The sequence below is a fragment of the Paraburkholderia phytofirmans genome, assembly GCF_046028095.1.
In the GTDB taxonomy this organism is placed as follows: domain Bacteria; phylum Pseudomonadota; class Gammaproteobacteria; order Burkholderiales; family Burkholderiaceae; genus Paraburkholderia; species Paraburkholderia phytofirmans_A.
On sequence record NZ_JAQQDJ010000002.1, the window covers coordinates 863,927 to 880,736 of the forward strand.

At 60.3% G+C, this 16,810-nt stretch carries 15 protein-coding genes and 2 pseudogenes; 7 read left to right on the plus strand and 10 right to left on the minus strand.

All coding sequences use genetic code 11. From position 1 onward, the window contains the following. Positions 1 to 93 precede the first annotated feature (93 nt). Both PQR54_RS08370 and PQR54_RS08375 read left to right on the plus strand, forming a co-directional pair. Positions 94 to 1,134 (plus strand): LLM class flavin-dependent oxidoreductase, encoded by a 1,041-nt coding sequence (locus PQR54_RS08370; protein ID WP_408244903.1) that lies wholly within the window; start codon positions 94 to 96, stop codon positions 1,132 to 1,134. A 79-nt stretch (positions 1,135 to 1,213) separates the two neighbouring features. Further along, the gene (locus PQR54_RS08375; RefSeq protein WP_408244904.1) at positions 1,214 to 1,708 is read left to right on the plus strand and encodes a GNAT family N-acetyltransferase; all 495 of its coding nucleotides are present in this window, start codon (positions 1,214 to 1,216) and stop codon (positions 1,706 to 1,708) included. Positions 1,709 to 1,740: 32 nt separating this feature from the next. Here PQR54_RS08375 and PQR54_RS08380 read toward each other — a convergent pair whose 3' ends face one another. Together PQR54_RS08380 and PQR54_RS08385 are read right to left on the minus strand one after the other, a co-directional pair. Then, entirely contained in the window at positions 1,741 to 3,072 is a 1,332-nt protein-coding gene (locus PQR54_RS08380) for a type II toxin-antitoxin system HipA family toxin (protein ID WP_408244905.1), read from the minus strand. A gap of 2 nt (positions 3,073 to 3,074) precedes the next feature. Continuing rightward, positions 3,075 to 3,527, minus strand: coding sequence for a helix-turn-helix transcriptional regulator (locus PQR54_RS08385; protein ID WP_408244906.1), 453 nt, complete (start codon positions 3,525 to 3,527; stop codon positions 3,075 to 3,077). A gap of 323 nt (positions 3,528 to 3,850) precedes the next feature. Here PQR54_RS08385 and PQR54_RS08390 point away from each other — a divergent pair, with 323 nt between their 5' ends. Beyond that, positions 3,851 to 4,912, plus strand: coding sequence for an LLM class flavin-dependent oxidoreductase (locus tag PQR54_RS08390; protein WP_408244907.1), 1,062 nt, complete (start codon positions 3,851 to 3,853; stop codon positions 4,910 to 4,912). 67 nt (positions 4,913 to 4,979) lie between these two features. Here the strand turns inward: PQR54_RS08390 and PQR54_RS08395 are convergent, their stop codons facing one another. From PQR54_RS08395 to PQR54_RS08425, 7 genes and pseudogenes are all read right to left on the minus strand, one after another. After that, positions 4,980 to 6,221 carry an acyl-CoA dehydrogenase family protein gene (locus tag PQR54_RS08395; RefSeq protein ID WP_408245017.1) on the minus strand — a complete coding sequence of 414 codons (1,242 nt, stop codon included), beginning with the start codon at positions 6,219 to 6,221 and terminating at the stop codon, positions 4,980 to 4,982. Between the two features lie 92 nt (positions 6,222 to 6,313). After that, positions 6,314 to 7,318, minus strand: a complete 1,005-nt coding sequence (locus tag PQR54_RS08400) for an NrtA/SsuA/CpmA family ABC transporter substrate-binding protein (RefSeq protein ID WP_408244908.1) — start codon at positions 7,316 to 7,318, stop codon at positions 6,314 to 6,316. 36 nt (positions 7,319 to 7,354) lie between these two features. After that, entirely contained in the window at positions 7,355 to 8,101 is a 747-nt protein-coding gene (locus PQR54_RS08405; RefSeq protein ID WP_408244909.1) for an ABC transporter ATP-binding protein, read from the minus strand. Then, positions 8,098 to 8,937, minus strand: coding sequence for an ABC transporter permease subunit (locus tag PQR54_RS08410; protein WP_408244910.1), 840 nt, complete (start codon positions 8,935 to 8,937; stop codon positions 8,098 to 8,100). The genes PQR54_RS08405 and PQR54_RS08410 overlap by 4 nt, the downstream gene beginning before the upstream one ends. 136 nt (positions 8,938 to 9,073) lie before the next feature. Beyond that, on the minus strand, positions 9,074 to 9,940 hold the full coding sequence (locus PQR54_RS08415; RefSeq protein ID WP_408244911.1) for a class II glutamine amidotransferase: 867 nt from the start codon (positions 9,938 to 9,940) through the stop codon (positions 9,074 to 9,076). A 193-nt stretch (positions 9,941 to 10,133) separates the two neighbouring features. Continuing rightward, positions 10,134 to 11,147, minus strand: a complete 1,014-nt coding sequence (locus tag PQR54_RS08420; protein ID WP_408244912.1) for an aliphatic sulfonate ABC transporter substrate-binding protein — start codon at positions 11,145 to 11,147, stop codon at positions 10,134 to 10,136. Positions 11,148 to 11,192: 45 nt separating this feature from the next. Next, positions 11,193 to 12,433 (minus strand): annotated as a pseudogene (locus PQR54_RS08425) (SfnB family sulfur acquisition oxidoreductase). 349 nt (positions 12,434 to 12,782) lie between these two features. On the opposite strand from PQR54_RS08425, the gene PQR54_RS08430 reads away from it, so the two are divergent. Beyond that, positions 12,783 to 14,372 carry an ABC transporter substrate-binding protein gene (locus PQR54_RS08430; RefSeq protein WP_408244913.1) on the plus strand — a complete coding sequence of 530 codons (1,590 nt, stop codon included), beginning with the start codon at positions 12,783 to 12,785 and terminating at the stop codon, positions 14,370 to 14,372. Between the two features lie 425 nt (positions 14,373 to 14,797). On the opposite strand, the gene PQR54_RS08435 is transcribed toward PQR54_RS08430, so the two are convergent. Continuing rightward, positions 14,798 to 15,088: a hypothetical protein gene (locus tag PQR54_RS08435; protein ID WP_408244914.1), complete on the minus strand. Its 291-nt coding sequence runs from the start codon at positions 15,086 to 15,088 to the stop codon at positions 14,798 to 14,800. A 393-nt stretch (positions 15,089 to 15,481) separates the two neighbouring features. Between PQR54_RS08435 and PQR54_RS08440 the strand changes: the two genes are divergently transcribed. The 3 genes and pseudogenes from PQR54_RS08440 to tauB all read left to right on the plus strand — a co-directional run. Further along, positions 15,482 to 15,697, plus strand: a complete 216-nt coding sequence (locus PQR54_RS08440; protein WP_408244915.1) for a hypothetical protein — start codon at positions 15,482 to 15,484, stop codon at positions 15,695 to 15,697. A gap of 17 nt (positions 15,698 to 15,714) precedes the next feature. Further along, positions 15,715 to 16,680 (plus strand): taurine dioxygenase, encoded by a 966-nt coding sequence (tauD, locus tag PQR54_RS08445; protein ID WP_408244916.1) that lies wholly within the window; start codon positions 15,715 to 15,717, stop codon positions 16,678 to 16,680. Between the two features lie 31 nt (positions 16,681 to 16,711). Next, positions 16,712 to 16,810 (plus strand): annotated as a pseudogene (tauB, locus tag PQR54_RS08450) (taurine ABC transporter ATP-binding subunit); the annotation flags it as partial.

Sequence of the window (16,810 nt, forward strand, 5' to 3'; positions counted from 1 at the left end):
AAACCACGGTTCCTGCTGCAAACGCCGACCTCGGTTGGCGGCGCGGTCAGTCGGGTGCCATCGAAATCGCCAGAAACAACCATCAGGTCCGGTATGTGTGCCGTCCACATCGATCATCTTGCTTTCCTGACGCCGGGCAATTACCCGGACGACGCTCCGCTCGCGGGCTTCGAGCGGACCCTCGAACTCTTTCGCGTCGGCGAGGCGCTTGGTTATGACAGCGCTTGGGTGCGTCAACGGCACCTCGAGCGGGCGGTATCGTCCGCTGCGACCTTTCTCGCGGCCGCGAGCCAGCGCACGACGCGCATCGGACTCGGCGCGGCCGTGATCCAGATGGGTTACGAGAACCCGTTCCGTCTTGCCGAGGATCTTGCCACCGTCGACGTGCTGTCGCGCGGCCGCCTGAACATCGGCCTGAGCGCGGGCGCGCCCGCGCACGGCATTCTGCTCGGCGAGCGGCTCTTCGATGCCAATCCTGAACTGATTGATTTCTCGCATGCGCGCCTGGAGCGTCTGCGCCGCAATCTCGCGGAAGAATGGCTGGGCGACGAGGATACGTTCGTCGAATCGGCAGCGGGTCGTGTGCGCCCCCGTGTGACGCCGTATGCGCCGGGTCTGACCGAGCGGCTCTGGTACGGCGGCGGTTCGCGCCGTTCGATCGAATGGGCCGGCCGCAACGGTTTCAATCTGCTGATCGGCAATATCACGACGGGCGAGGGCACCGACGACTATCGCGAGGCGCAGTTACGCCAGCTCGATCTGTACCGGTCTCATTGGAGCGAAGCGCGGCCGCCGCGTGTTGCGCTAGGCCGCGTGATCGTGCCGACCGACGGCGCCGATGCCCAAACGCGGCAGCGCTACCGCGAGTTCGCCGAAGGGCGCCACGCGCGCACGCTGACGCCGCATGGCGAGCGGCGCACGCTGTTCGTACCCGATCTGGTCGGTACGGCTGACGAGATCGTCAGCCGCTTGCTGGCGGATCCGGTCGTCGGGCAGGTTCGTGAACTGCGCCTCGAATTGCCGTACGACCTGCCGTTCGAAAACTATCAGCAGATTCTCGAAGATGTCGTCACGCGCGTCGCGCCCGAACTGGGCTGGCGGCCCGAAGCCGCGCGCGAGGCCGTGGCCGCCTAGCAGCGGCGCACGGTCATTTTTCAGTCACTTTTTTATCAACAGGCAGAGGTAAGGCATGGTAGCTGTGTTCTCATCAGTCGTGCCGCAGGACCGTTTCGCTTACGTCTCGGTTCACGACCCGCTGGCCCGTCCTTTGTTCGATGAATTAGCCTACGAGTACGGCAGCCGCTACGCCGGGCTCATCAGTGCCGAGGAGATTTCATACGAACTGCGGCGCTATCCGGACGAGGCTTTCGCTGCGCCGCACGGCGCGTTCGTGCTGCTGCTGCGTGACGGGCAGGCGATAGCGGGTGGCGCGTTCATGCGCCATGAGGATGTCGGCACCGCCGAGTTCAAGCGCATATGGGTCAGTCGCAGCCGTCGTCGTCAGGGGCTTTCACGTCTCGTGCTGGCCGAGCTCGAGGCGCAGGCTGTTCGTCAGCGCTATACGCGCGTGTTTTTGAGCACCGGTCCCCGTCAGCCCGAAGCCATCGCGCTTTATCAGACGAGTGGCTATACGCTGTTGTCGGCCCATGATTTCGGTGAAGAGGAGCCGCCTGGCTATCTGTTCGAGAAGAATTTGCCGACGTTGTAGTCGGGCGCCGGCACGCGCCGCCTTCAACTGGTTTACTGGGCAGCAAGTTTCGAGCTTTGTTGTCGCAAGCCCTCAAAGATCCTGTCCGACACATCGTTGGGAAAAGCGGCCGGCAACAGCGCGTCAACCCTCGCGACGACGGCCTCCGTCATGTCCGTTAGCGTGGTGATCATCTCCTCGACATCAGCCGGGGCTAGCGTGACTCGTTGCCCTTGCGCAATCCCGTGGCGTCGCCGGATCTCATTGATAAGATAGTGAGCGTTGTTGCCCCGTACCGCCATTGCCAGTTTCACCCGGCGTGCGGAAAGCAGGTTCGGTCCGTTTCCAATGATCGGGTGCGCGGAGATAACGTCATAGATCGGCGTGGCCTCATAGCGGTTGGACTTCAGGTGGGCGATGCTGAAATTTTTCGCGTGCCCGTCGGTGGCTGCGAGCATCCAGAAGACGATCTGCGTCATGAAGAAATGGCGCTGATCGATCACGGAGCGCTCCGAACCAGCCAGAACTTCCATGACCTTCTGGATGCCGGGGCCGCCATCCGACTCATATTTGTCCGCTGCGGATGTTCCGGTCGCCTGGCACATGTCCTCCTGGGGAAGCCGTAGGATCCATGAGCCGTCGCTCGCATACCTGCGATCGAATCGTTCGACGACGAGTACTTTCTGGTCCTCGAAGCTTGCGATGTCGCAATTGGCGATGGGCAAACCATACGCGGCGACGATTTTCGAGCACAGCCACTCGTTTTCCACCGACGTGCGCATGTCGGCGCGCATGTTGCCGACGAGCCCAAGAGGGAGCTTCAGGATATGCGTGGTCGGGGTACTGCCTTCCGGAATGGCCCACTGGTCGTCGTGCCACAGAAGCGCGGTCTTTTCCTGCGCGCCGGCAATCGACAGGCGCAGGTCGTCGATGGGCTCATGCTGGCCCAAGACCGGCGGGGCCGTTGTCTCCCGCAATAGCCGCGCGATTTCCGCCTCGTTGAGGGGGCGCCCGCTGATCTGCTCGAGATCCACCGGCGTTTCATCCGGAGGCAGCATCTGGATAGCACCTACGCAGTCCCGTCCAAGCTTGGCCAGCAACTCGAAAGGGGATGTGCCGCCAGTTTTGTAGCGCCCTGCGATGCGCTCGCGGATAGCCCTGCTATCGGGCAGCAGGTTGTCAAAATAGTCCGAGACCACCTTGCCGCGATAGGGCTGATTGCCGGGCGTAAACGGCAGCGAGAGCGACAGGGGACGTCCTTGTTCGTCTGCGATCCAGTCTTCGAAGTAAGTGAGTTTTTCCCCGTCGCGGGTCGTCTCCCATGTGCCGACGGGCAACCCGTTCATCCAGAGGCTCAGGCTTTTGGCGTGTGCGCGGCGGCCCATTGTTACCAGTCCTCCCGCTTCCTGGGGGTCGCAGCCGTGGACGCCGCCCGCTTCCGTGCGAGCGGCTTGGGTGTGCGTTGCGTGCTAGCGCGCGCCGGTGTGGCGGCGGCTTTCCGGGTACCGGGCGTCTTCGCGGCCGAAGGAGTCGCGCGCTTTTTTGTCACGCTCTGCTTCGCCGCGGCTGGCGCCTTCGCTGTCCGCAGACGCGCGGATGGGCGGTCTTCGAGATCTGCCGGGGTCAACAACTGGGTCAGAACGATATCGACCTTGAGCACCTTCAAAACCTGGAATAGGCGGTCCATGCTCGCGGATTCGGGCTTTGCCTCGAGCTGGGCGTAGGTCTGCTGGGTGATCCCCAAGCGGCTCGCCACCTGAGCCTGCGTGAGTCCGGCGGCCTTGCGGAAGCCTATAAGAATGGGCCGCAACTGGTGAGGGGTTTTAACGGGGTAGCCCACGGTCGACCTCGGATAGTCGGGAAAAACAGTAATGAGCCTGTAAATGGCGAATACAGTATATATCCTGTATTCGACAAATATAAAGAATAGCCTGTAAATGGAAAATACAGGAAATAGCCTGTTAAACCGCCTCATCGGCTGCGCGCGGGTTGAGTCAGGTTCGTCGTTGACGATAGGCGGTGCGCGTGCCATCTTCGACACGCCGATCCGAGGGCCTTAATGCCATTCCGGCAATTGCATATCGATAGAAATTGGAAGGCGAGGCACACGGGTGGCGGTAGCATGGGCGTCCCTTCATGTGTCTCTTCCCGCGTATCAAATCGATGGCAACCAAATCTCCACGCTTCGGTATCTGGGCGCTCGTGCATGGCAGCCGCGCGGCGCTGCAGGATCCCGCGGAACCTTACGACGCCTCATGGGCGCGCAACAAGGCGCTCGTGCTCGAGGCCGAGCGCCTCGGCTACGACTCGGTGCTCGTCGCCCAACATACGGTCAATCCGCATGACGCCTCGCTCGACCAGCTCGAGGCATGGACGGCATCGGCTGCGTTGGCGGCGCTCACGTCGCGCATCGAGATCATCGCGGCCATCAAGCCCTATCTCTATCACCCGGTCGTACTCGCCAAGATGGCCCAGCAGATCGAGCACATTAGCGGCGGGCGCTTTGCGATCAACCTGGTGAACGCGTGGAATCGTCCGGAGCTGGAGCGCGCCGGCATCGGTTTTCCGGAACACGATGAACGCTACGTGTACGGCCGCGAATGGATCACGGTCGTCGATGCGCTATTGCGCGGCGAAGTGGTGAATCATCACGGCGACAACTTCCGCATCGACGAATATCAGTTGCGTCCCGCCGATCCGTTTCGCGCGCGTCCGCGCATCTATGTGGGCGGTGAGTCGGAGCCGGCGCGCGCGCTGGTAGCGGCGCATGGCGACGTGTGGTTCATCAACGGTCAACCGCACGACGACGTCGCGCGTCTGATCGCCGACGTCTCCGCTCGCGCTCGCCCCGCCGGGCAGAATGCTTTGCGTTTCGGTCTGTCGGCTTTCGTGATCGCACGCGAAACCCAGGCGCAGGCTGAGGCTCACCTTGAGCATCTGTTCGCGCTGGCCGAGCTGGACAAGCCGCTGCGCGAGCGGCAGAAAGCCAATATCGATCCGAACGTCGTGATGATCCAGACGTTTGCGCAGTCGCCTCGTGTCGGTTCGAACGGGGGCACGGCCGCAAACCTCGTCGGCGATTACGATACGGTCGCGCGGCGTATTGCCGGGTTTCACCGGGCGGGAATCGAACTCTTCATGCTGCAGTTCCAGCCGTTCGAGGCCGATATGCAGCGCTTTGCAGAAGAGGTCGCGCCGCGCGTTCGCCGTCTGCTTTCCAACTGAGCGCGAGAGTATCTCGCTGGTGGCTATCAAGTCTCGTCCCTGGCAGCAGGGACGACGGCCTTCGCGCTCAGAAGAACGCGCCTGTAGGCGGAAGACGCCCAGTGAGCAGGTTCTGGCCGAGCAGGCGCTCCTTGTAAAGTCGCGGATTATGCGACGCAATCACCTTGATGTTGCGCCAGTGCCGGTCCAGTGCGCCTACACGCGAGACGACCGAGCCGGACCCAAGGTCGATCAGCCAACTGGCGATCTGCGGAGCGAGATCGTCGATCACCACTTTGGCTTCTGCCGCCGAAAGCGTAGCGGCCAGTGTGGTCTCATATTCGTCGCTGGTGCCATAACTGTCCCACGCTCGTTGCAGCGCGCCGACAGCGCGGTCCACAGTCGCCTCGACGCTGGCCGCATACGCGCGGATACGACCGAGCAAGGTCTGTAGAACAGGTTCGTCGGCAGGATGCGCGGCTTCGCCATGATAGAAGTTGCGCCCCCTTGAGCGCAGCACCTCTATGGCGTCCAGAACGATCCGCCGCACGATGCCGGCGATGCAGTTGCTCAGATAGACCTGATGAAACGTGTATCCCCACGGCGCGGCTTCTTCAGCCTTCGGCGGATCCGGCGGATAAACATGGTCGGCAGGCACGATCACGGCGCGAAAGGTCGCCGTGCCTGAGCCTGTCAGGCGCTGGCCGAAGCCCTGCCAGTCGTCGTGGTCGCTGACCCCTTTGCCACGGTCGAGCACGTATTGCACTGTCCGGCCCGCACGGCTTTCCACAGCGAGGCCGATGAACGCGTCGTTGTAGAGGTTGCCCGTGGCATAGACTTTATCGCCGGAGCCGACGTAGGCATGCCGTGTCTCGTCCCATTCGAGCTTGCTCAACACACGGCTCGGACGGGCGCCGGCCGCCACCACGTCGGTCTCGGTAAAGCTGAGACCGACTGTCTTGTTCTGTCCGGTCAGGTCGAGAACATGCGCATGGAAAGGATGGCCTCGCTGTCTGAGCGACGCTTCGACTTGCCACAGATGGTTGCGAAAAGCATGCGCGATATTGGAATCGGCCGCTGCAACATCGCGGGCTACGACGAAGAGATCGGTCAGCGACACACCTCGTCCTCGCGACTCGGCGGGCAGGCGCAGCGCACCGAAGCCCAGCGCCTTGAGCCTCGCGATCTCATCGTACGGCAGACGATGCGTCACTTCCCGCTCGGCGGCGCTCGACGCGATATCGGCGAGCGCCTCCGAGAAGCCCAGAGTAGCGGACAGTGGCGAGACGAGCTTGGGCCTGCCGCTATCGACGATCGTTGCGTCAGACATGCTTATACCGATTGCAGATAGCTTCGTTGCGGCCACGGGCCTTCACATCGAAGCCCGGATGATTGTGTCGTGCGATCATCAAATGTGCCCCATCAAACCTTGATGCTGTAATCCGCGACCTTGATTCGCGAACGGATGATCTTGCGTTCCGCGAGCCAGTCGGCTGCCCGTTGAAGTTGCGCGATGAAAGCGGCGTCGTCGGGTTCATGGAATTGATTCACACGTTTCAGGCTGGCCAGATAGTCGCGCACCTGGTTCGGGTACCTGGCTTCGCCCTGTGCGAGTTGCTCCGCTTCGGCGGAATGCGTCGACTGCCAGGCGCCTTCCACGTAGTACGCGTCGATCACCGCGCGAATCAGCTCGGAGTTCTCTTCGGTGAATTTTCGGCGCGTCACCAGCGAGCTGTAATCGATCAGGAAATCGAGGTCGCGTCCCTCGTTGAAGATGTCCTTGGCGTCGTTCGAATTACGCGCGATGTCCACCGCCGGCGACCACATCGACCAGGCGTCGACTTTGCCCTGAGCAAACGCCGGTGCGGCATCGGGCGGATTCAGATAGACGAACTCCACCTTGTCGCGGTCCACATGATTCTTTTCCAGCGCTGCGATCAGCAGGAATTCGCCGAGCCCCGAGCGATTGATGGCGACCTTGCGGCCCGCCAGATCGGCGACCGAATTAATGCCGCTCGATTTCTTCACGATGATGGCAGTCGAGCGCGGCGAGTAGACGTCGAATGCATTGAAGACGATGGGTGAGCCGGCCAGCATGGCGGCCAATGCAGGCGTAGTCGATCCCCAGAAGCCGAAGTCCGCGCTGCCGCCGACCACGGCCTGAATCGATGGCGCATGGTTCGGGAACGGGCCGATCCATTCGACCTTGATGCCTTTTGCAGCGAGCGTCTTTTCGAACACGCCGCGTTGTTTGGCGATGTCCGGCAGGCTGCCGTAACCCCAGCCGATGCGCACCGTATCGGTGTTGCGTGTCAGCTTGCGCGGCTCGGCTGCGCGAGCCGGGAACAGGCTGCCGGCGGCGGCGCCGGCCAGCAGGCCACCAGCGGCGCGCAACAGCCGGCGGCGACTCAGCGAAGAATCATTCATTCTTTTTCAGGTCCTTGGAGTAATACAGGAAATCGATCAGTGAGACAGAACGCCCAGTTCTTCGAGCAGCGTGGATCGCAGTTCTTGTGGCGTGCCATTTTTTGGCCGGAAGGACGCCGCGATGCGCCCGGAGCGCATGACGAGAATCCTGTCGGCGAGCGTGAGCGCTTCGTCGACGTCATGCGTCACGAGCAGCACGCCCGGGTGATGTCTGGCGACGAGCTCCTTGACGAGTCCGTGCATCTTGATTCGCGTGAGCGCATCGAGCGCGGCAAACGGTTCGTCCAGCAGCAGAAGAGCGGGATCGCGAACGAGAGCTCGCGCCAACGCGACGCGTTGCGCCTGACCGCCCGACAGATTGCGCGGCCAGTCGCTCTCGCGGCCGGCAAGGCCGACTTCGGCCAGGGCGCGCGCCGCGCCGGCCCGGCCGACCGTTGTTTCATGACCGAGCGCGACGTTTTCCCACAGCGTTGCCCAAGGCAGCAGACGAGGCTCCTGGAACACGACAGAAGGGCGTTCGGGCGCACGGATCTGCCCGGCGTCAGGCAGATCGAGCCCAGCCAGCGCGCGCAGCAGAGTGGTCTTCCCGCAGCCGCTTTCACCTAGCAGGGCGACGAATTCGCCCTTATGTATATCGAGATCCAGCGCGTCGATGACAACACGCGTGCCGTAGCAGCGCCGCAAGCCGCGTATGGATACGCCGAGCGGGGATTGACTGGCTCGACCCTCGATGACGAGTGCCGAAACTTCAGGATCACGGGGCAGTGCGATGCTTCCGCTCACTTTTGCGCTCCTTTGGCGTAATTCGCGTGCCACGCGAGGAAACGTGTTTCAAGCAACCGCACCAGCGCGTCGGCCACGACGCCGATGATCGCGTAGATGATCATGGTCAGCAGAATGACATTGGTTTGCAGGAATTCGCGGGCATCCATGGCGAGGAAGCCGATGCCCTTTGTCGTCGCGAGCGTTTCGGCGATCACGAGCGCGAGCCAGGCGTGAGCGAGCGCATAACGTACGCCCGTGAGGATCGACGGCATTGCTCCCGGCAGAATGATTCGCCGCACGATCGCGGTCCAATCGAGCCCGATGACTTTGGCGAGTTCCATCAGCTTCGGATCGATCTGACGGATGCCCAACATGGTGTTGATATAGATGGGGAACAACACCGCGAGCGCGACCAGAAAAATTTTCGCCACCTCGCCCACGCCGAACCAGACGATGACGAGCGGCAGCATCGCGAGGAAAGGGATGGCGCGCACCATCTGGATCGAACGGTCGAAAAGCGCCTGCGCCAGCGGCGAGAAGCCGACCGTGACACCAAGCACGAGGCCGATCGCTCCGCCGACTATGAAGCCCGCCACGGCACGCAGCAGCGAAACGCCGAGGTGAACGAACAGATCGCCATTTCTGGCCAGATCCAGCGCGGTTTCGGCGACACTGCTCGGTGCCGGGAGGACCTGAGGCGCAATCAATCCAAGACGCGCCGCAGTCTCCCAAAGCACCAGAACCACAACGGGAACGAGCCACGAAAGCCAACTGTGGAGCGCGCCTTTCGAAACACCCGAACGCAGCCATTTCGAAGAGACACAGCTGTTGCGAGAAGAAGTTACGTCAGCCATGTCGGTTCCATATCAGCCATGAGAAAAAATGCTCGAGGTCGGCGCATCGCGAAGGCGAGCCTTCTATTAGAGGCCGGTTGACATGGCGATGACAAACAGTTTTTTATGCTTAGCTTTTCAGTTTCAGCGCGTTGATTCAGGGCAGCGCCGCCAGAGCGCAATCGGTCGTTGGGCGTGACGCCTCGTGCGCCGTCTCTGACACTGATGCGCTTATAAGTTCTGGAACCGGAATAAAGGCTTGTCGCTGCAATGCACCGCGCGAGAACATCAGGAGGTCGCCCGGGCGGCAGATGATCCACTCTTCGTCCGTCAACGGCGTAGTCGCGATCACCGTTGTGCGATCTTCCGGCTTGCCTCGCTCGGCAAAATCGATGGACAGATCCGCATCGACGAGTCGTGCGCTGGTGAACGGCCACGTTCGCGTCACATACGCGAGTCGCGTCGAGCAGTAGGCGAATTGCACTTCGCCGTTGGACAGCAGGAAATTGAAAGTCCCTCTCGGATTGAGGCCTTCCACGATCGCGATAAGCGCGTCGAACACGGCGTCGAACTGGATTGCAGCGCCATGAAAGCGTGCCGCCAATGTATTCATCATGCTGCAGAAAACGGCTTCGCTATCCGTGGTTCCCACGGGCGAAAACGGTCCCGAATTTAACGGCTCAAACGCATTGAGGTCGCCGTTGTGCGCAAAGACCCATTGCGAGCCCGATAATTCACGCATGAATGGATGGCAGTTCTCCACGCTCGGACGGCCCTGCGTTGCCTTGCGAATATGAGCGACCACATTGCGCGACTTCACCGGGTGCGCCTTGACGAATGCGGCGATCGGAGAAGTGTACGCCGGACGGTCATCGGCAAACAGACGGCATCCTTTTCCCTCATAAAACGCGATGCCCCGACCGTCCACGTGGTCGTCCGTCAAACCGCCGCGCGCCGCGAAGCCCGTGAAGGAAAAGGTGATGTCGGTAGGCTCGGCCGCATTAAGCGCAAAGAGTTGACACATGGACTACACGGGATTAATTGACAATCGGCGTCTGGAAATGGAATTTTAAATTTGCAGTACTGCGTTCGGATTGTATCTCCGCGTGATTGCGGTACAACGCGGATGTTCATCCTTGTTTAATCTTCGTCGCCCCATATGCTTAGATGTTTTTCTCCTAAGCCGGCGTCACATATCCTTCCCAGTTTTAAGCCTGTCACGATTGAGCCTTCCAGACGATGTCACGCACATTGACCTTCCTGGGAATGAGGCCTAGAGCGAATAGCCGGTCAGCAGTGTTCTGTTGCGCGTCCAGTAGCGATGCGTTCAGCACTGTGACGTCGAAACTGGCATTCCTGTTTACCGCCGCCATGATGTCGGGCGAGATGCCGGTGGCGACTGAAAGCGTGGAAGTGACTTCAGCGGGATGGGACTTCGCCCATTCGGCCGCCTCTTTCGAGCCGTCGATGTATTCGCGCACAAGGTCCGGATGCGCTGCGGCAAACGCGCTGTTCGCCAGCAGGAACCCCGAACTCGGTTTCACGTCGCCGGTATATGCCAGAACGCGCGAAGGCGTATGTCGTTGCGCGATCGTAAAGTAGGGATCCCAGATGACCCACGCGTCGATATTGCCGCCTTCATAGGCGAACGCGGCGTCCGCGGCGCCAAGGGAAATGCTATTGATCTCCGACAGTTTCACACCGGACTGCTCCAGCGCCGCCGCGATCAGATCATGTGAGCTCGAACCTTTTGCGTAGCCCACTTTCCTGCCGCGTAAATCAGCACGACTGTGTATGCCGGAATCCGCTCTGACGAGAATGCCTTCGCTTTTCGGCCCGGAGGGTTGAGCCGCTATGTAGTCGATATGGCCGCCTCCCGCTTGCAGAAAAATGCAGCCCACATTGCCGGAGTTGCCGAAGGAAATCGCCCCCATGTCGAGCGCCTGCAACAACGTGAGACCCGATGGAAACTCGATCCATTTGACGCGCAAGCCGCGCGGCTCGAAGCGTTTCTCGAACACTCCGAGCTGCTTGGCGACGAGCGGAATACCGGTCTTCTGGAAGCCCAGCGTGATCGTGTCGCGCTCTGTCGCAAGCGCGTTTGTCATTGGGGCGATGAGAGTCGAACCGGCAAGCGCGGCGACTCCCGCGGCAAGAAATCGACGACGTCCGGGCATGCGGATATCTCCTGAGCAAAAACAACTCTGGCAGCGATTGGCGACCGGTGCCATCTGACGGAATAGCGGCGTGCGGCGCGCGAGCGGTTGCGCGTGGGCTTACGTCTGCCCGGAGGTCGGCGGCCGCACGCCGTTAAGATAGAAGTTGCCGACTGCCGCGTATTTCCAGCGAACGGGATCGTGCAGCGTGTGAACGCGTGCGTTGCGCCAATGCCGGTCGAGATTGAATGACGGATGCGTCGAACGGGTGCCGGCTAATTCGAATAGCTTGTTGCTGGCGTCCATGGCAATTTCCGTCGTCAACGCCTTGGCTTCCGCCACGGCGATCGACGCCTCGGCAATCCTCTCGAGCCCAGGATCGGCGAGGCAACGATCGATCTCGCGGCCGGCGCGATCCATCATTGCTTCGGCCGCGTGCAGTCTCGTTTTCAATTCGCCAAGCTGGAAGATCACATACGGGTCTGCGCCGATTGGCGGTATGCCGCTCGACTGCGAAGCTGCATCGCGATCGCGAATGAATGAGATCGTCGCGTCGACGGCCGCACGCGCGATGCCAGCATCGATGCCCACGTGGCTTATCTGCGTGACCGCGTTTTGTGGCCATTCCGCGTAGCTTCGGTAAATCGGCAGTACGTTGAGTGCCGGCACCCAGACGTCGTCGAAAATGACGGTTCCGCTTGCGGTCGTTTTCTGGCCGAAACTCTGCCAGTCGTCGAGAATTCGCATTCCCGGATGGCCTGCCGGGACGATTGCGACGATTCGGCGACCCTGTTCGTCCTGGCCGATCGTCGACACATAGTCGGCAAAGAGCGCGCCGGTCGAATAGAGTTTGGTGCCGGACAAGCGGAAGCCGTCGCCGTCCGGCGCGATGGTCATTGTCGAGCCCGTTGGCCGTCGCCCGCCGACATCGACGTTGGCGTTGCCAAAGCGCGCGCCGCGCAGAATTTCACCGAGAAAGAACGCGCGCTGCTCATCGGTGCCGGTTTTGATAGCCAGAAAACCGCACTGTTGTGGTTCTGCTGAATCTGCGCGATAGACGGGTCGGCTGTTGCGAGAGTGGCGAATACGCGGCCAACCGTTGCGTAGGAAACCTGCGCGCCGCCGTAAGCAGCGGGTACGGTCATCGCCCACAGGCCAGCATCCGAACAGGCGTTAATCTCTTCATACGGCAAGATGCGTTCGCTATCGCGCCGCGCGGCGTCGATTGCGAAGCGTGCGGCCAACTCCTGCGCTACGCGAATCGCCTCGTCGTCCGAGCGGATGATATGTGCCGCGGAATACTTGCGCGGTGTAATTGGGGCGTTTCCGGCAAACGCAATGTCTGAAGCGTGGGCGCTCATTAATGGCTCAAGGGCGATCTATTCAGGACCAGGATTGGATGAGGGGTGTCTGTCGATCTTCGCAGACATGTCCGATGCTTCGACATGCAAAGCCTTTGCCGGCGCAGCGCAGGGTATCCGCTTAGGTAGGCAGCAGAAGTTAGCAGATATCGAACATCGTGGACAACCAACGAATGTAGCTATTCTTATCTGATCCGCTGGAAGAGGAGGACACTGAAAGAGCGGGGAAGTCAGCGAGATTCAGACGGTAAATGAAGCATCCGCCTATGCAAAGCTAATCACTTTTGCTTGTTTTTCGTTCCTTTCGGCGAGCTTTACTATCCGCTATTCAATAATAAAGAGGATAAGTATGAGCACGCAAAACGGACTGCGCGGAACCCTGTTTGCCGCGTTGATCGCTTTCACTCTGACCGGCGCCGGCCCTTCGCCCGCGCTGGCAGCGCCGAACCATGGCGGAACCCTGACATGGCTCGTCACGCCGGAACCGGCGTCGATCATTCCGTTGACCACCACCGCCGGGGGCAACGCGGAGATCGGCCCGAAAGTGGTGGAGGGCTTGCTGACTTACGACAAGGATCTCAATCCTCAACCTTTGCTGGCTAGCGCATGGTCGGTCAGCAAGGACGGGCTTCAATACCGTTTCACGTTGCGGCGCGGCGTGAAGTGGCACGACGGCAAACCGTTCACTTCCGCTGACGTTGCCTTTTCGATTCTGACGCTCAAGCAGGTTCATCCGCGTGGCCGAAGCACGTTCGCGAACGTGACCGACGTCAAGACACCCGATCCCTACACCGCGATCATCGAGTTGTCGAAGCCGGCGCCGTTTCTGATTACCGCGCTGTCGGGTTCCGAGTCGCCGATCATCCCCAAGCATCTGTACGAGGGAACGGACATCGTGTCCAACCCGTACAACAGCGCGCCGATCGGCACGGGTCCCTTCGTTTATAAGTCGTTCGTGCACGGCAGCTATATTCTTCTGGAGCGCAATCCGGACTACTGGGACAAACCCAAGCCATACGTCGACAAGATCATCGTGCGCTTCCTTCCTGACGGTGCGGCTCGGGCCGCCGCGCTCGAATCGGGCGCAGCCAATCTTGGCGACCAGGCCATTCCGTTGTCGGACGTCAAGCGGTTTGCAGCGTTGCCCAACTTCAATGTGGATACGACCAACTGGCCGTACGTGAGCAATCATCAACAGCTGATCTTCAATCTGGACACGCCCGTTCTCAAAGACAAGGCCGTGCGTAAGGCGATATCGCAGGCGATCGACGTCAACGCATTGAACCGTGTCGTTTGGTATAACTACGGTCAGGTTTCCGCCGCAGCCATCGGCGTGGCAAACACGAAGTATCACGACGCCGATATCCATTACTTTCCGTACGACATCGCTCAGGCCAACGCCGAGCTGGATGCAGCGGGCTTGAAACGTGGCGCGGACGGCAAGCGGTTCAAGCTGCGGTTGCTCTTCAATCCGTTCCAGGATCCAAGGGCCGCTGACTTCGTCCGGCAGTCCCTGGCGCGCATCGGAATAGACGGCGAGATCGAGAGCTATGATTTCGCAACTTACGTGAAGAAGGCATACACGGATCGCGCTTTCGACATTACGCTCGAAGCACTCGCAAACGTGTTCGATCCGACCGTGGGCGTGCAGCGCGTGTTCTGGTCGAAGAACTTCAAGATCGGATTGCCGTTTTCCAATGCGGCACACTATTCGAATCCTGAAGTGGACCGGCTGCTTGAAGCCGCCTCGGTGGAAACCGATGAGGTGAAGCGACGTCAGCTATTCATTCAGTTCCAGCAGATCGTGCATGACGACGTCCCGTCGATCGAGTTTGGCGCGAATCCGAATATCACGATCGTTTCGAAGAAGGTCAAGGACTATGCGCCGACTGGGGAGGGATTGAGGGGGAATTTTGCTGACCTCTATATTCAGCAATGAATTGAGGTTGGTTTGTTGACTGCGCCGCTTAGGGTGGATGATCGGCGCGAACGCGCCGACGAATGCTTGCGATGTACTCACGGCGGCATGATGACCTACGGCGAAGCCGTCAGTCTCGAGCTCGATATAAGCAACCTGAGTCAGGCGCGCATCGTGATAGGAGGCACGATCGACGGTTTTGTGAAAGTGGGTAATCCGCTGTCAGATCGCGTGAAAAGAATAGTCGCCCATCCCGCCGACGCTCGCGTAATTCCTGCAAGCGGGCAACAGGATCGCCCTTCCAGCCGAAGCAGTCCGAGATGGCGCGGTCGAGCGCAACGACGGATTCGTCCGACGCTGTCACCTGCAGGCCTTGGGCATCGCAGGCCATTATCGTGCTCCCGGGTGGTGATCGCGCCGTTGCTCACATCCTTCGACCGATTGGGTCATGGGCCGCGGCTGAACAGGATCGACATGAGATGGTGCAGGGTGTCGCTAGCATAGGCGGTCAGCGCGGAAAAGAGCGAGCCATCGCTCGCACCCGAAATTTCCCTGTGAATGCACGCCAGGATCGCGCCGACTAGCAACACCGTGCCTACCCGCTTAACGGACGCGCGCGGGAAATCAGCTGGCGCTGACGCGTTTTCTGTAGCGTCGTCGAGCGTTCGACGAGAAAGATATCCGAATCCCTTCATGATGGTCGGCGGATCGATTGAGAACATATCGAGTGTCTGCAATCACGCGACTGCATCGAACCAATTTTTTTGCATATAGATATGCAGAACAGCGGCTTGGCGTCGTAGCGCGTATTGATCTGCTGATTCGGTCCTGGTACAGGATACTGCCGGGATGAAATCGCACTTATGTTCTTTTTCTCTCTCATCAACGGACATATGTTTTCCTGGGCAATGTAGGTCAAGCAGCGTATTTCGGTCGATGCGCGTCACACGTTCGCATGGCCCTCTTGACGGGAAGCCCGCCGGTACCCGATCGAAACTCTCCCTTTCCATCTATGCAACGACGAATGAATACGGGTTTGCATTTGCCAAATGCTTATTTCTCCCGCCTCGAGAAGCCGGTTAACCTCGACTCATTGCTTTTAGTGGTCACGTATCGGAGGTCAATCGGGCATGCATTACAAAGGTTATGAAGTGGCGCCCGCGGCGCAAGCTCTACCCGGTGGACTGTTCGCGGCCAATCTCGTCATTCAGGACGAGGTGTCGCTGTTGAAGCCCGCTTTCGTGTTCGACGAGCTCGACTACTTCTTCGAGTCGGATCTTGCCTTGGCCTATGCGGCTCGCTGGGCACGCCTTTGGATCGATGAACAGCCGTCGCGCTGTTCATGAACGCGTAGGAATGCATCATGGCGACAGGTTTCAGGTCGCTGCAGGAGAATCAGAAGGTGAGTTTCGAGGTCAAGACTCACTATCCGGCACAACAGCGCGAGTGTGCGCGCGTGCGTTACCGGCAGAATCAAGCTTTCAAGGAGTGTGGAGTGAGTTTGAATTTCACCTGTCTTACGCCGGCGCTCGGTGCGTTGGTGGAGGGCATCGATCTGGCCCAGCCTATCGATAAGGACGTGCGGGACCAGATCCGCGAGGCGTTGACGCGCCATCAGGTATTGTTCTTTCGCAACCAGACTATCAGTCCGCTGCAACAGCGCGATTTCGCTGCGCAGTTCGGCGATCTGCACACTCATCCCATCTATCCGCAGCATCCCGAGGCGCGCGAGATCATGGTACTGGATACCGATACTCTCGACCTCAAAGACAACGCCATCTGGCACACCGACGTCACGTTCACCGCGACCCCACCGCTTGGCGCCGTACTCGTCGCGCGACTGTTGCCGGAAACCGGTGGCGACACACTGTGGGCGAGCAGCTTTGCCGCGTATGACGTGCTATCCGACAGGCTGAAGATCTTGCTGGAAGGACTGACGGCAACGCACGATTTCACTAAGAGCTTTCCGCTCAAGCGTTTTGGCCTGACCGAAGCGGACCGGCAGCGCTGGAATGAGACACGACTCAAGAACCCGCCGTTGAGTCATCCAGTTGTTCGCACTCATCCGGAGAGCGGCCGCAAGGGCCTCTTTGTCAACGAAGGCTTTACCACCGAGATCGATAACTTGCCCGAGGAAGAAGGCAAGGCGTTACTCAACTTCCTGTTCGCACACCAGTCGCGCCCGGAATTCAGCGTGCGCTGGCGGTGGGCGTTGGGTGACGTGGCCTTCTGGGACAATCGCTCGACCAGCCATTACGCGGTGGACGACTACCACCCAGCGCGGCGCGTCATGCACCGCGCCACCATTCTCGGCGACAAGCCATATTGAGCGACGTAATGCGGCATGCGCCATGTGCGCAGGACTCGCACAGTCACTCGATGCGGATCCGTCACTCCTGCTGATGGATGAGCCGCCTCGCGCATTCGATGCACTCACGCGAGAGCATGCGAGCCGACTG

Coding starts and splice junctions, on each gene's coding strand:
- tauD (WP_408244916.1), top strand. CDS start 15,715: ATGGCGACAGGTTTCAGGTCGCTGCAGGAGAATCAGAAGGTGAGTTTC.
- PQR54_RS08420 (WP_408244912.1), bottom strand. CDS start 11,147: ATGGCACCGGTCGCCAATCGCTGCCAGAGTTGTTTTTGCTCAGGAGAT.
- PQR54_RS08430 (WP_408244913.1), top strand. CDS start 12,783: ATGAGCACGCAAAACGGACTGCGCGGAACCCTGTTTGCCGCGTTGATC.
- PQR54_RS08400 (WP_408244908.1), bottom strand. CDS start 7,318: ATGAATGATTCTTCGCTGAGTCGCCGCCGGCTGTTGCGCGCCGCTGGT.
- PQR54_RS08395 (WP_408245017.1), bottom strand. CDS start 6,221: ATGTCTGACGCAACGATCGTCGATAGCGGCAGGCCCAAGCTCGTCTCG.
- PQR54_RS08410 (WP_408244910.1), bottom strand. CDS start 8,937: ATGGCTGACGTAACTTCTTCTCGCAACAGCTGTGTCTCTTCGAAATGG.
- PQR54_RS08380 (WP_408244905.1), bottom strand. CDS start 3,072: ATGGGCCGCCGCGCACACGCCAAAAGCCTGAGCCTCTGGATGAACGGG.
- PQR54_RS08440 (WP_408244915.1), top strand. CDS start 15,482: ATGCATTACAAAGGTTATGAAGTGGCGCCCGCGGCGCAAGCTCTACCC.
- PQR54_RS08415 (WP_408244911.1), bottom strand. CDS start 9,940: ATGTGTCAACTCTTTGCGCTTAATGCGGCCGAGCCTACCGACATCACC.
- PQR54_RS08390 (WP_408244907.1), top strand. CDS start 3,851: ATGGCAACCAAATCTCCACGCTTCGGTATCTGGGCGCTCGTGCATGGC.
- PQR54_RS08370 (WP_408244903.1), top strand. CDS start 94: ATGTGTGCCGTCCACATCGATCATCTTGCTTTCCTGACGCCGGGCAAT.